The sequence below is a fragment of the Rhodoferax sp. BLA1 genome (assembly GCF_013416775.1).
Classification (GTDB): Bacteria; Pseudomonadota; Gammaproteobacteria; order Burkholderiales; family Burkholderiaceae_C; genus Rhodoferax.
Genome location: NZ_SZVI01000012.1, coordinates 130,076 through 142,642 on the forward strand (window position 1 = coordinate 130,076; position 12,567 = coordinate 142,642).

At 58.3% G+C, this 12,567-nt stretch carries 12 protein-coding genes; 2 read left to right on the forward strand and 10 right to left on the reverse strand.

Features of this window, described 5'->3' with window-relative positions; all coding sequences use genetic code 11:
• Positions 1–29: 29 nt before the first annotated feature.
• The 4 genes from FDG13_RS13415 to FDG13_RS13430 all read right to left on the reverse strand — a co-directional run bounded on the left by FDG13_RS13415 (position 30) and on the right by FDG13_RS13430 (position 4,566).
• Positions 30–1,430: an MFS transporter gene (locus FDG13_RS13415; protein WP_180128676.1), complete on the reverse strand. Its 1,401-nt coding sequence runs from the start codon at positions 1,428–1,430 to the stop codon at positions 30–32.
• Positions 1,431–1,437: 7 nt separating this feature from the next.
• A complete protein-coding gene (locus tag FDG13_RS13420) occupies positions 1,438–2,289 on the reverse strand; it encodes an aldo/keto reductase (protein ID WP_180128680.1) in 852 nt (283 codons plus the stop codon).
• Between the two features lie 195 nt (positions 2,290–2,484).
• Positions 2,485–3,543, reverse strand: a complete 1,059-nt coding sequence (locus tag FDG13_RS13425) for an alpha/beta fold hydrolase (protein ID WP_180128683.1) — start codon at positions 3,541–3,543, stop codon at positions 2,485–2,487.
• A gap of 33 nt (positions 3,544–3,576) precedes the next feature.
• Positions 3,577–4,566: an alpha/beta hydrolase gene (locus FDG13_RS13430; RefSeq protein WP_255435280.1), complete on the reverse strand. Its 990-nt coding sequence runs from the start codon at positions 4,564–4,566 to the stop codon at positions 3,577–3,579.
• A gap of 241 nt (positions 4,567–4,807) precedes the next feature.
• Here FDG13_RS13430 and FDG13_RS13435 point away from each other — a divergent pair, with 241 nt between their 5' ends.
• A complete protein-coding gene (locus tag FDG13_RS13435; protein WP_180128690.1) occupies positions 4,808–5,794 on the forward strand; it encodes a LysR family transcriptional regulator in 987 nt (328 codons plus the stop codon).
• 464 nt (positions 5,795–6,258) lie between these two features.
• Here the strand turns inward: FDG13_RS13435 and FDG13_RS13440 are convergent, their stop codons facing one another.
• The 5 genes from FDG13_RS13440 to FDG13_RS13460 all read right to left on the reverse strand — a co-directional run bounded on the left by FDG13_RS13440 (position 6,259) and on the right by FDG13_RS13460 (position 11,333).
• Positions 6,259–7,455 carry an IS91 family transposase gene (locus FDG13_RS13440; RefSeq protein ID WP_180128693.1) on the reverse strand — a complete coding sequence of 399 codons (1,197 nt, stop codon included), beginning with the start codon at positions 7,453–7,455 and terminating at the stop codon, positions 6,259–6,261.
• Positions 7,456–7,468: 13 nt separating this feature from the next.
• Positions 7,469–8,344 carry a site-specific integrase gene (locus FDG13_RS13445; protein WP_180128695.1) on the reverse strand — a complete coding sequence of 292 codons (876 nt, stop codon included), beginning with the start codon at positions 8,342–8,344 and terminating at the stop codon, positions 7,469–7,471.
• A 671-nt stretch (positions 8,345–9,015) separates the two neighbouring features.
• Positions 9,016–10,332 carry a type II toxin-antitoxin system HipA family toxin gene (locus tag FDG13_RS13450; protein WP_180128698.1) on the reverse strand — a complete coding sequence of 439 codons (1,317 nt, stop codon included), beginning with the start codon at positions 10,330–10,332 and terminating at the stop codon, positions 9,016–9,018.
• Between the two features lie 377 nt (positions 10,333–10,709).
• The gene (locus FDG13_RS13455; RefSeq protein WP_180128701.1) at positions 10,710–11,057 is read right to left on the reverse strand and encodes a hypothetical protein; all 348 of its coding nucleotides are present in this window, start codon (positions 11,055–11,057) and stop codon (positions 10,710–10,712) included.
• A gap of 75 nt (positions 11,058–11,132) precedes the next feature.
• Positions 11,133–11,333: a YqaE/Pmp3 family membrane protein gene (locus FDG13_RS13460; protein ID WP_180128704.1), complete on the reverse strand. Its 201-nt coding sequence runs from the start codon at positions 11,331–11,333 to the stop codon at positions 11,133–11,135.
• Between the two features lie 132 nt (positions 11,334–11,465).
• Between FDG13_RS13460 and FDG13_RS13465 the strand changes: the two genes are divergently transcribed.
• Positions 11,466–11,672 (forward strand): helix-turn-helix domain-containing protein, encoded by a 207-nt coding sequence (locus FDG13_RS13465; protein WP_370528232.1) that lies wholly within the window; start codon positions 11,466–11,468, stop codon positions 11,670–11,672.
• Between the two features lie 233 nt (positions 11,673–11,905).
• Here FDG13_RS13465 and FDG13_RS13470 read toward each other — a convergent pair whose 3' ends face one another.
• The gene (locus FDG13_RS13470; RefSeq protein ID WP_180129446.1) at positions 11,906–12,496 is read right to left on the reverse strand and encodes a S1/P1 nuclease; all 591 of its coding nucleotides are present in this window, start codon (positions 12,494–12,496) and stop codon (positions 11,906–11,908) included.
• Positions 12,497–12,567 lie beyond the last annotated feature (71 nt).

Genomic DNA, 12,567 nt, shown 5'->3' on the forward strand with positions numbered 1-12,567 from the left:
TCCTGGTTTGGGAAGTGGATGGCCCCGCTTTAGGCGGGGAGGTAGCGCGCTCGCGGACGGACGATGAAGAAAAGTACCAGCGCCAATGCGATGGCCAGCATGAGAGCGCTCGCCGTGAAGGTGCTGGCAATGTGATGCGCCAAGGATGCCGCAGCACCCAGATCGGCGTCGCCACCCGCAGCAAACACCACAACCAGAATGCTGAGCCCCAGTGACCCACCCACCTGGTGCGCAACATTGACGATTCCGGAGACTGCACCAGCGTCTTCACTGGCAACACCCTGAACAGCTGAAACTGTCAAAGGTCCCAATGCAAATCCCTGCCCGATACCAATCAGGACCATGGGCAATGCAATCCCCGTGACGTAAGGAGAAAGCTCAGACAGTCCGGCCATCCAGACCAGGCCCGCAATACAAAAGCTCAGACCGACCGCCAACAGCCTAGCGTTGCCAAACCTGCGCGTCAGGCGAGGCACCGACATAGCCGCAATGAAGTGGGGAATCGTTGTTGGCAGAAACGCCAGGCCAGCGTGCAAGGGCTTGTACAACAAGACCCCCTGCAGAAATTGCGTGGTGAAGAACCAGAAACCCACCATGCCGCCCAGAAACAGCATGCGGGCCGCATACGCTGCGTTGCGTTCGCGGTTGGTGAACAGATGCAGCGGCAGAATGGGTTGCAACGCTCGCGATTCATGGACCACGAAGAACACCAGCAGTGCCAAGCCGGACGCAACAGAGAGCCCCGTGGCTGTGTCGGCCCAACCGGATTCTGCCGAACGGACAATGCCAAACACCAGTGCGCCCATCCCCAGCGTCGAACTCACCGCACCTGCCAAATCGAGTCGCCCCGATTTCAATGGCGTCTCCACCAGGTAGCGCTTGGCGCCCAGGACCAGCGCAATGCCAATGGGCAGATTGATGAAGAAACCCACCCGCCAGGAGATCAGTTCGGCGACCAGACCACCCAGCACCAGGCCCAGACTTGCGCCTACGCCAGCCGCTGCGGCGTACAGCGCCAGCGCACGGGTGCGCTCATGGCCTTCCGCAAAATGGATGGACAGCAATGCCAGAGTGGATGGCGCAAGAATCGCCGCACCAATGCCCTGGAAAGCGCGCCCCAGTAGCAGCCAGGTCGGTGACGGCGCCAGACCAATGGCCATCGACGCAGCGGTAAAGAGTGTCAAACCGGCGATGAACATGCGCCTTCGCCCCAGGATGTCACCGGCGCGCGCGCCCAGCAACAGAAATCCGCCGAAGGTCAGGGTGTAGGCGTTCTGAACCCAGGACAGGGCTGCGTGCGAGAAACCCAGCTCGGCCTGGATGTTGGGCAAGCCAGTCAACACGATCGAGATGTCCACCACCAGCATGAGGTAGCTTGTCACGATGATGGCCAGCACAGCGGCCTGATGTGAAACGTGCGTCGTCTTCATGCACAACTCAGGTGGCGATGCGTCGCTCGCTCATCCACTTCACCATGGCTGGGTCGCGGTGCGAGAAGAAGCTGCTGGTGTTGGTGTCCAGTGTGGCGATGTGTGCCATTTCGGCATCGTCGAGTGCAAAGTCAAACACGGCCAGGTTCTCCGCCATGCGCTCCTTGCGCACGGTTTTGGCCAGTGCGGCAATACCACGCTGGATCAGCCAGCGCAGCACCACCTGCCCCACCGACTTGCCATGGCGCGCGCCGATGGACACCAGCACGTCGTTCTGAAACAGGTTGTTGCGCCCCTCGGCAAACGGTGCCCAGGCCTGCGCCTGCACGTCGATGGTTTTCATGAAAGGCTCGCTCTCCAGTTGCTGCAGGAATGGGTTCACCTCCACCTGATTGACCGCCGGGGCAACTTCGTTGAAGACTTTGATGTCCATCAGTCGGTCCGGGTGGAAGTTGCTGACACCAATGGCGCGCAGCTTGCCCTGACGGTAGGCCTCTTCCATGGCACGCCAGGACCCGTGCACATCACCAAAGGGCTGGTGGATCAGGTACAGGTCCAGGTAGTCGAGTTGCAGGCGGTGCAGCGACTTGTCGATGGCCTGCTGGGTGCGTTCAAAACCAGCATCCTGCACCCACAGTTTGGTTGTGACAAACAGCTCTTCGCGCGCCACACCGCTCTGGCGGATGCCCTTGCCGACGGCCTCTTCGTTCATGTACGAGGCAGCGGTGTCGATCAACCGGGAACCGGTCTGGATGGCATCAACCACGCTGCGTTCGCATTCCTGGGCGTCCGGAATCTGAAAGACACCAAATCCCAGGATAGGCATCTTGGTGCCGTTGTTCAAAGTCACTGTTTCCATGATCGTCTTCTGTTGTGTGTGTGTATGGGGTCGGACTGTAGACAGACAATTCACATCTGAATAGCTGCAAAATGATTGTTGGATTGACAATCAAAATATGACAATGATGCCGAGGAGGGCCGCTTGAAATGCAGTGTGACCGGCCTTTCCGGTGGGGCAATCCCCAAAAGTCATCGCGTTCGGACTCTGCCGTTTTCAGTCGAGGTGTTTCTCGGCCAGAAACTTTGACATCAGATCGGCGATTTCCACATTGTTGAGATCCGAGAACGGGAAGTGCGTGTTGCCGCGAATGCCGATCTCCGGCAGATGCACAACCTTCGCATCGCCACCGTGGCGATTGATGGCTTGCGCCCAGAGCTTGGCCATCGCGAGACGCACGCGCCAACCGTCCTGTCCTGAATTGGCGATGGGCTCCGAAGGGATGAAGTCTCCGTAATAAATGATGATCGGTATCTTGGTGAGCTTCATGAACTCGGAGGGAGGGATTCCGACCGGTTCCAGTGCACCGGCCGAACTCGCCATGCCCGGTGGCACTTCGCCTTGTGGAAACACAAAGCCGCTACCCGGCTCGTAGGCGACGATGGCGCGGATACGCGGATTCTTCATCGCCGCCAGCCAGCCCATGCCCCCGCTATGCGAATGCGTCACCAGAATTCCTGGGCCAATTTTGTCGAACAAGGCCGAAACCGCATCGCTGGTGACATTGAGATCAATCGGGCCGGTATCCGGCGTCATCGCCCGGAAGTATTGGTTGAGCGTCTCTTTGGATCGTGAGAACTGCACGCCGGGGAAATAGTCGGGCCAGATACCGACCCGAAAGGTGTTGAACCAGCGTTGTTCGTCCGGCGTGGCGCTGATCGCACCCCCCACCGTGCCGCGCCCCGCCGCGCCACGGCGTGGCTGGTCGATCAGGTAAGTGGCAAATTGACGCCGCAGATAAAGAGTCTGGTAGCCCTCGCGGCCATCGGCGGTTGTCTCCCAGGTTTTGCCGAACTGTCCAAAACCATGCCACATCACCAGCGGCAATGTTCTGGCCTTGACCGGCACCTGATAGAACACGCGTGCATGGTCACCATGCAGGGTTTGCCCGTCAGGGGTTTGAGTGACGGTGCCGCCAACGGCGAAACTGCCCTGTTCCTGAATCACGAGGGATTTGGCCTGGTCTGTCGAGGCCGCAATGGCCAGCGGTGAGGCCACGATGGAAGCAAATACCAGCGCGACGAGCAGTCGGCCAGGATGGCCTGAGATGGTCATGTTGTTTCTTTCAATGGGATTGGGCAGAACGCGTCAGAGCGACTTGCCGTAGAACTCGGTCAGCTTGCCCACCGCCTGGTTGACGTAAGCTGGCTTCCAGTAGGTTTCGATGTGGGTGGCGCCTTCGATCTTGAACAACTCCTTGCTCTTCGTTCCGGTGGCTTTGGCGAAGGCATCCTCGGTCATGTACAGGCTATCGGCCTTGCTGCCGGCAATCATCAACAAGGGTTTGTCGATCAGTTCGATTTGGTTGGTAGCGTCAAAGCGCATCAGGTCCAGCAAACTGCTGGTGGTGTATTTGAAGGTCGAGTTGGGATGCGCATGCGTTTTCCAGTAGTACTCGTAACCCTGCCGATACAGATCAAACGGCAACTTGGCGATCTGTTCATCGCTCAGGTTGGCGTCGCCAGAGTAGAGAACCTTGCCGCCAGCCGCCTCCTGGGCGCGGGCGTCTGAGGCCTGCTGCAAACGTGTCTGGATGGTGGTCAGTCCCGAGTCGACATAGCCGTTGCGGCGAACGCGCCCGGAGTTGAACATGCTCACTGTCGCAATCGACTTGAACCGCTTGTCGGTTTGCGCTGCGGCCAACGAATAACCGCCGCCGCCGCAGAGGCCGAGCAAACCAAGACGCGTGGCATCCACACCGGCATACTGAGTGATGAAGTCGGCCATGCCGTGGATGTCTTCGATACGATGGGTTGGCTTATCCACATTGCGCGGTGTGCCGCCGCTGGCACCCTGATAAGCTGCGTCGGCAGTGATGGCGATATAGCCCTGCTCGGCCAGACGCTGGGCATACAAACCTGCCACCTGCTCCTTCACACCACCATTGGGGTGGGCCACCACCACTGCCGGATATTTCTTACCTGCGTCATAGTTCGCAGGGGTGTAGACGTTGGCGGAAACATCAATGCCGTTGAGCTTGTAAGCCACGGCGCGGATGTTGACTTTGCCTTGGACGTTTTCGGTGATCGCACCGTCATAGGCCAGGGTGAATGGATTCTGTTTGTAGTCTGCGGCCATCGAGGCGCCAGAAAATGTACCCACGCTTGAGGCTAACAATACTGAATGTAAGACCGTGAATTTCATTTGAATCTCTCTTTCGGGGTGAAGGATGTGAGGCGGGACCGCGTCGTTTCATGGCTGGTGTGTACCGTTCGCATGGGATCCGACTGTATGCAGCCAACTCACATCTGAATAGCTGCAAAACCGTTGTTGAATTGACATCAAAAACGGGATAATGTTGCGCAGGAGATCCCATTCCATGGCCATCAATGAACTGCGCTCTGTGTCCACTTTCATTAAGGCCGCCGAGCTGGGTAGCCTGCGCAAGGCAGCGCTTGAACTGGACATTAGTCCGCAGGCCGCCAGCAAGGCCTTAGCGCAACTGGAGAAACATCTGGCAGTGCGGCTGTTTCATCGCACCACGCGGGTTATGTCTCTGACTGACGCGGGACAACGGTTGCTTGAAGAAATCCAGCCTGCCTTGCTCGGGGTGCAGCGTGCTCTGACCAAGGCCCGGGCGAACAAGGATGAGTTCTCCGGGCCACTGCGTATTGCCGGTCCGCGCACCACGTTCCAGCCCATCCTTTGGCCCTTGATCGAGACGTTTTGTGAGCTGTATCCCGGCATCCAGCCCGATGTTCTGCTGGAGGACCGCATCGGCAATTGGGTGGAAGACCGTATTGATGTGGGCTTTCGCCTAGGGCCGTCGCCGGACGAGGGGGTGATTGCGCGTCGGTTGTTTCCGCTGCAGTTGGTGATCTGTGGCGCGCCGGCTTACTTCGAGCGCTTCGGGGTACCCAACTCGCTGTCGGCCTTGTCGTCACATCGCTGCAGTGTGTTTCGCCATCCGGGCACCGGCAGACTCGCCCCGTGGCACGTGTTTCTGGGCGGTCAGCTGGTCGAACAGCCGGTGGTGCCGACCATCATCAGCAACGATGCGGATCTGGAATTGAACGCGGTGCTCTCCGGAAAGGTGCTGGGCCAGTTGGCAGGCGCCACGGCAGCGCCTTATATCCGAGCGGGCCAACTGGTTCCAGTCTTGCTGGAGCACATGCCAGACATCGCCAGTTACTTTGTGTACTTTGGCAGCCGGACATCACAACCGGCGCGCGCCAGAGCTTTCATTGACTTGGCGGTGGAGCGCCTCACGGACTGCCCGCAGTATGTGTTGACCAGCCAGGAATTGGCACACGCCCAGCGCCTGCTTCCCGGTTCAAGGCGTCCGGTCAAGATTCAGGCAAGCTGATGTCGTGTTGGTGGCCTGTGGGCTAAGCCACATAGCTGCCTTTCGATCCATAAGTGGCAATGGCCGCTTCGGAGCAGGCATATCGCAAACTTCTACGACCGGAACCGTTTAGGTTTGTAGGATGCCCGCCCGCAACCACTGACCGTCGAGACCCAGCCCAAGCTTGAGGGCGGGTGTCGTACAAACCTCGAGGGAGGAAACCGCGGGGAGTACCGCAGTTGTTGGAGTGAACTATGCAGCTATGGGGATTTGAAGAGCCGCAGTGTGGTTTGACATTGCGATCATGGCTTTGCTCCTGGCGGCCAGACCGCACAAGCCACGCGCACTGGCGCTGACTTGGCAGATTTGTTTGACACCGGTGGCGCGATCAGCCGAGGTTTCGCGGCACAAGGACGCACTTGTCCAGGCTGACTGCGGCGAGTGCCGAGTCGACCCATAGTTTGGCCGTCTCCAAGTCCTTGCGCTCATGAAGGACCCTGGGCGGTAGGTGGCGCACGAATGGCCTGTGCGCGCACAAACGTCTGGACGATGATCATCGGCGCGCCACAGTGCGTGCAAACGAATGTCGGTCGCACAGGCTCAGCTGGTTCGTCAGCACTGTTCGGATCGGCAGCTGCAGCAGGCGCCACCTGCAGCAGTTCACGAGCCAGAGCCAGTTTCTCCTTGCGCACATGGTTGGCGATCAGCCCATAGTGGCGAATGCGGTGAAAGCCACAGGGCAGAACGTGCAGCAGAAAGCGACGCATGAACTCGTCAGGCTGCAGCGTCATGGTCTTATGCCGCGTCTCTCCCTTGGCGCGGTAATCCTTCCAGCGAAACCTCACCCCCGCATCGTCCATTGACAACAGACGTGAGTTGGAGATGGCAACCCGGTGGGTGTAGCGTGACAAATAGGCCAGCACCGCAGTCGGACCGGCAAACGGACGCTTGGCATACACCACCCATTCGCACTTGCCCACTGGAGCCTGCCATTTGGCAAAGGTCTTGGCATCCGCTAACTCGGCGTATTCACCGAAGAACTGCAACTCACCCGCACGGTACGCAGCCCCCAACTCTTCCAGAAAACGCCTGCGAAACAACCTGGAGAGCACCCGCACCGGCAGAAAGAAGCCCGGCTTGCAGGCCACCCAGCGCTGGCCGTCAGGTGACAGGCCACCGCCCGGCACCATGCCATGCACATGGGGATGGTGCGTCAGCGCCGATCCCCATGTGTGCAGTACCAGGGTCGCTGCAATCTGTGCCCCCAAATGTCTGGGGTCTGCCGCGATGGTGAGCAGTGTTTCAGCGGCCACCTCAAACAACAGCCGATAAATCACCGCCTTGTTGTAATACGCCATGGCACTGATGGGTGCCGGTAAGGTGAAGACCACGTGGTAGTAGTCCACTGGCAGCAAATCCGCCTGACGATCTTGCAGCCAGCGCTTGGCCGCACGGGCCTGGCACTTGGGGCAGTGCCGGTTGCGACATGAGTTGTAGGCCACTTGGTCGTGCCCGCAGTCGTCGCAGTGCAACACGTGTCCCCCCAGTGCCGCGCTGCGGCACTGCTCGATGGCCGACATCACTTTGAGCTGGCCCAGGCTCAGGTGTCCCTGCTGGCTTTGACGCCAAGCAGGACCGTGAGTGCGGAAGATGTCGGCCACCTCCAAGGCGAGGTGCCCCACGGCGGTGATGTCCCTATGCGGGCTTGAGGGTCTCCAGTGGACTGATCACTTCGCGCAGGACATCGGTGGCGACCTGGACGTAGTGCGCGGTGGTGTCCAGACGCTGGTGGCCCAGTAAAACCTGAATCACACGAATGTCCACCTTCTGCTCGGGCAAGTGGGTGGCAAAGCTGTGGCGCAAGGTGTGCATGGACACCCGTTTGTCGATCTTGGCCATCGTGGCGGCGTCGTGGATGGCTCGGTTGAGTTGGCGCGTGCTCAAGCTTTGCAAAGGATCCAGACCCGGAAATAACCAGCCACCGTCAAGCATCTTGCCCTGGGCACGTGCCACGCGCCACCACACGCGCAGGCGTTCCAGCAGGACCGGCGAGAGCATGGCGTAACGATCCTTGAGACCTTTGCCTTGTTCCACGCGCAGCGTCATGCGCTTGCTGTCAATGTCGCCGACTTTGAGCGCCACGACTTCGCCCACCCGCAATCCCGTGCCGTAGGCCAGTGACAGCGCCGTCTGGTGCTTGATGTGTGCGACACAGGCGAGCAGACGGGTCATCTCTTCTTTACTCAAGATCACCGGTAGCTTGTGTGGCACGCGCACCGATTGCATCTTGGCCATGACCTCAGGGCGACCCAGTGTGACTGAGAAGAGGAAGTTCAAGCCCACGATGGTGGCGTTGAGTGTGATGGGGGAGGTACCCTGGTCGATCAGATGCAGTTGAAAACGGCGCAGGTCTTCGTCAGTCGCGGTGTCTGGCGATCTGCCCAGAAACTTGGCAAACTTGCGAACAGCGCGGATGTAGGCCTCTCGCGTCTTGGGCGCTAGTTTGCGCATTCGCATGTCTTCGATCATGCGTTGACGCAGTGCGGACCCGCTTGGTGTCGATGTTTCCATGGCTGTGCTCCTGTTGTGAACGAGGCCAATTGCCTCGCTTCAAAACATAGCCATAAATCCATTCTGCGCAAACCACCAACGCCTGGCCGAAGGGTACCGCGGTAGCGGTTTAGTCCACCGTTGCCAAAGCGGAAGTTGGCGTCTCTCGTATGGATTACATATACGGAGCGATAGCAGGCACTGCGCTGACGAATCTGATTGATCGCACTTTGCTTTCCAGTGCTGAAGAGTCTTCGTAAGACACCCTTTCAGTTTGCTGGCGGAATTGCATGCCACTGCCTGTCGGCTTTGGGATGCGAATCCTTGGCGGTTTTTCCATGCCAATGTCTGGCGGAATTAAGTTGCTAATCGGTGGCGGCTTCCACGCCAATACTCAGCACATGTTTGCATCATTGCGCCTGGTAAGCCATTGAAAGCGCAGCTTGCTTTTCAACAGGTCGTTTCAGCGGACGGCTTCGCCGCCCGCTGAGCTTTGTCGTTACAGCGCAAAACCATAGTATCTGGATGACTGCTGTCTGGAAATCCGACAGTCGGCTTTCAGCCTTGAAGAGTCACAGGCCTGAAGGTTGACAAGTTTTCCGGGCGGCCGACTGTTGAATCCAAGCTGCATTTCGGCTGTCCATCGTGCCTGTGTTGCCAAACTGCCCGGCATCACCGAATTGACTATCCCCCTATTCGTTGTATCCCTGTGCTTCATTGAACTTGCGCAGATGGGCACGCGTGCCCGCAAAGATGCTCTGGGCCATTGCCATCGGGAAGTCAGGCGGCAGCGCTTGTTCAACCGCCAGCAGGGCCGCATCTATGCGCTGCACCATCTCCAGCATGGCCGGCCAGGCATCTTGCACACCGCTGGTCAGGGCCAGGTGTTCCCAGTGCCTGCGCTGCACTTCATTGAGCCGGTAGTGGGCGGTTCTGGAGCGCACCGCCATCGACAGCTTGGCTTTCTTGTAGGCGATGTCATAAGGTCCGGTACCTATCAGCGGCCAGGCGGAGATCACGTCATACAGGGGTGTCATGCGGTAGCCTCCACCCGGCAGGTGAAAGAGCGAGAAGTTCTTGGCATGGCCGTCGATGGCACCCAATAACCAGAACAACAACTGGGCACACAGGAAGGTTCGGCCATCCTGCTGTGGTGACACCGAGCCTTTGAGTACCTCCAGGCAGGCCTGCATGCCTGGACCTCCCTTGGCTTCGTACTTGGTGTCACTGCCCACGCCCAAGGCCTGACACAGGTCCTCCTGGACCAGACGGGAGATCCAGGGACCCTCCTGCCATTGCCGGTCAAAGCGTTCGACCACCAGGACGCGTCTGTCACCAAAGTCGGCGATCTCACATCTCGCCACCGGCAGCTTGAGCTGGGACAGGATTTGGCTGCACAGCCATTCGTTCTCGACCGAGCGACGCAGATCAAGCTGGCGACCGGGGGTGACACCAATCGCGGGTTTGAGGATGTGGGTGGTGGGGGTGGCCCCAAGGGGGCGACACCATTGCTGACCGATGCGCAGCAGAGCCGTTTTCTCCTGAGCACCACCGATGGTCAGCCGATAGCCGGTATCGACCAGTGGATCTGGGGTTGAGGCATCACCGAGGCTGGCCAGATGTGCCTCAAGCTGGGAGCTGCTGAGTTCGTCGTAGCTCAGGTGGTCAACGGGAGCGGGCGTCTCACCGGGTGGCAGGAGTTGGAGCGCACCCACGCAGTCCCGGCCAATGGCTTGCAGCATGGCAAAGGTATCGGTCTGGGTAAGCTTCAGGCGGGTGCTCAGGCGCTGTCGGATGCCTTCACTGTCGGGCAGGAGGTTGTCGAAGTAGTTCTTGACCACTGCACCTTCGAGGGGTTTGTCTGCGGTGAGGGGCAGGGACAGGGAGATCGGGCGAGCCTCGACGTGAGCCAGCCAGCTGGGGGCATAGTCAAAGAGGTGGTATCCGTCGCGACGCACGTGCCAGGTGCCAACCGGTTGGTCGTTGATCCAGGCGACGAGTTCTCTCATGGGTGGGACATTAGGGTCTGCAGTGCAGTGGGGGATGACAGATTATTGGCTCTGGCTGATATTGGGCAAATATCGGGGATAGGTGATATTTCGCAGAGGGTGATGGTCAGAGCGCTGCACTTGACTGGGGCTGTTGCAGTTTGCCAAACATCGGGGTCAAGCAGTGCAGTTGGCCAAAGCGAGGTCGTCATGTAAAGCGGTTGGGCACGTTCGACCAATATTCGTTGGCACAGTTGGAACGGTTGACCTCCCGTCTTTGGCTAAGCTTGAGTTTTGAGTTTGGCCAGCAGATCCAGCACTTTCTGGAGTTGGGTGTCACTGCTGGCACAGGAGACGTGGCAACACCACCACGACTGCACGCTATGTGCCATTGAAGATCACAACGAGCGGGTCCATACCTCGCCGGCCTTGATGTATTTGCCAGTCATGCCCCTCTGGTCGAGGTCGCTTTCCTTAACCTTTCCTGTCATGAAATCACTTCTGCGCATTTTGGCTTGCATGTCATAGCTACATGCATAGGCATCCCCAACCCGATTGCACTTCAAATTGGAAACGTGAACTTCGACGGGTTTCCATCCGCTGATGGCATTGCTCAACTCCAAAGACTTCGTTGTTATTGCCGTCACGTCATCTTCGGTCGGTGGTTCACCGCCAAGGCATCCCGCAAGCAGCAGGAGCGCAATGAGGGCTGCAGAAGGGTGAATACGGATATTCCGGGTGTTCATGCGACTGATCTTCATTATTTTGATTTGTGTGTTGTCTGACATGGCTGGATGCCATGCCGATGTTCTTGGTGCCACCTAACGATTACTGACGGTTGCCAGTGCCTGCTCGATTTTTTTGTCGGTCTTGTACTGACTCAGTGCGTAAACCGCCCAGATGGCTGCGGGCAACCAACCAATCAGCGTCAGCTGAAGCACCAAGCAAATGACACCGGCAATTGGGCGACCTATGGTGAAGAACGCAATGAATGGCAGAAAAATGGCTAACAGCAAACGCATGGTTGTTTCCTAAGTAAAACGAAATGAATAGCAAACTCCGTAGATACAAATATAACAAATCGAGATGCTTGGGGAGTGTCTGCAAAACCATCTCTTCCACCATTCAAACCTGACAGCAAAGACCTGCGCGGTGTGTTGGCGTACCGCGTCCGATCACTGCGAGTGCGCAAGGAGTGGTCGCAGGAGCGGCTGGCGTTGGAGTGTGAGCTGGATCGGACCTACGTTTCAGCAGTGGAGCGAAGCCAGTGGAATATTTCACTGGGCAATATCGAACGATTGGCGGTAGCTCTTGATGTGGCGCCATGGGAGCTTCTTGTGCCGTTGACCGACGGGGAGTGATTCTGCTGCTGGTCAATTGCACAAATGGTTAGCAATATCCGTCGAGTCAGTTCCAAGCAAAAAAATCCCAGCAGTGTCAGTGCTGGGGTAAATCCCTTGAGGGCCGCGCTGAGGCAAAACGCAGGGGCTTTGGAGCCCAGGATCAGTCTAAGGTGTTTGTTTGAAGCGGATGTAAATGACAGGTAACTTTCAGAAAACCTCTGGAGCGATGCAAGCCCTCAAGCCATCTGGCGTCAGCGCAATACCCGATTGAGCAACTCCGCCAACCTTGCACCAGCCGTCACCAGCTGGTTCTCCATCACCGGCGTGAATGCCTGAATGTAATCCTGGCCCACAAACCGACACGGATAAAAGCCTTCACTGGCCACGATCTTGCAGGATGCTTGGGCCGCCTGTGCCGCGTTCCACGGTGCTGTCGAGTTCTTGAGGGTCTTGATCAGCAGACGCTGGCTCAGCGTGCCCGTGTCTTCCTGCAAGGTCTTGATCAGGCCGTTGTCCCAAAACGCATGCAGATTGCTGCCTTTTCCGAATGCCTGTATCTGGTAGCTGTTGCCGCCCCGGTCATCACCATACCCGGCATGCAAGGGTTGGTGCACATCCCCCACGAAGTGAACCAGGTACTTCAGTGCCAGAAGTCGTTTGTCATCGGAAGCTTTTGAAGCCAGCACCTCGGTTTGCTTCTCGACGGCTTCCACCGCACACTGGCCATCGGGACAATCGCGCTCACGCTGGTACACACAGGACTCCCTGGGGAAGTTCACATAGTGCCAGCGTGCGGTGCTGGGACTGCGGTGCTCATCGGCCCAGGATGAGATGGAGGCCAGTGTTTCTCAGGGCTCCAGTGCCAGTAGCCGTGACACCTCTGTCTTGGTCTGTGGTGTCAGTTGAGCCCAGG

Bases quoted from the DNA above. Each gene is read 5' to 3' on its own strand.
- FDG13_RS13425 (WP_180128683.1), bottom strand. From the start codon at position 3,543: ATGACCATCTCAGGCCATCCTGGCCGACTGCTCGTCGCGCTGGTATTT.
- FDG13_RS13430 (WP_255435280.1), bottom strand. From the start codon at position 4,566: ATGGCCGCAGACTACAAACAGAATCCATTCACCCTGGCCTATGACGGT.
- FDG13_RS13445 (WP_180128695.1), bottom strand. From the start codon at position 8,344: ATGGAAACATCGACACCAAGCGGGTCCGCACTGCGTCAACGCATGATC.
- FDG13_RS13435 (WP_180128690.1), top strand. From the start codon at position 4,808: ATGGCCATCAATGAACTGCGCTCTGTGTCCACTTTCATTAAGGCCGCC.
- FDG13_RS13450 (WP_180128698.1), bottom strand. From the start codon at position 10,332: ATGAGAGAACTCGTCGCCTGGATCAACGACCAACCGGTTGGCACCTGG.
- FDG13_RS13455 (WP_180128701.1), bottom strand. From the start codon at position 11,057: ATGAACACCCGGAATATCCGTATTCACCCTTCTGCAGCCCTCATTGCG.
- FDG13_RS13415 (WP_180128676.1), bottom strand. From the start codon at position 1,430: ATGAAGACGACGCACGTTTCACATCAGGCCGCTGTGCTGGCCATCATC.
- FDG13_RS13460 (WP_180128704.1), bottom strand. From the start codon at position 11,333: ATGCGTTTGCTGTTAGCCATTTTTCTGCCATTCATTGCGTTCTTCACC.
- FDG13_RS13420 (WP_180128680.1), bottom strand. From the start codon at position 2,289: ATGGAAACAGTGACTTTGAACAACGGCACCAAGATGCCTATCCTGGGA.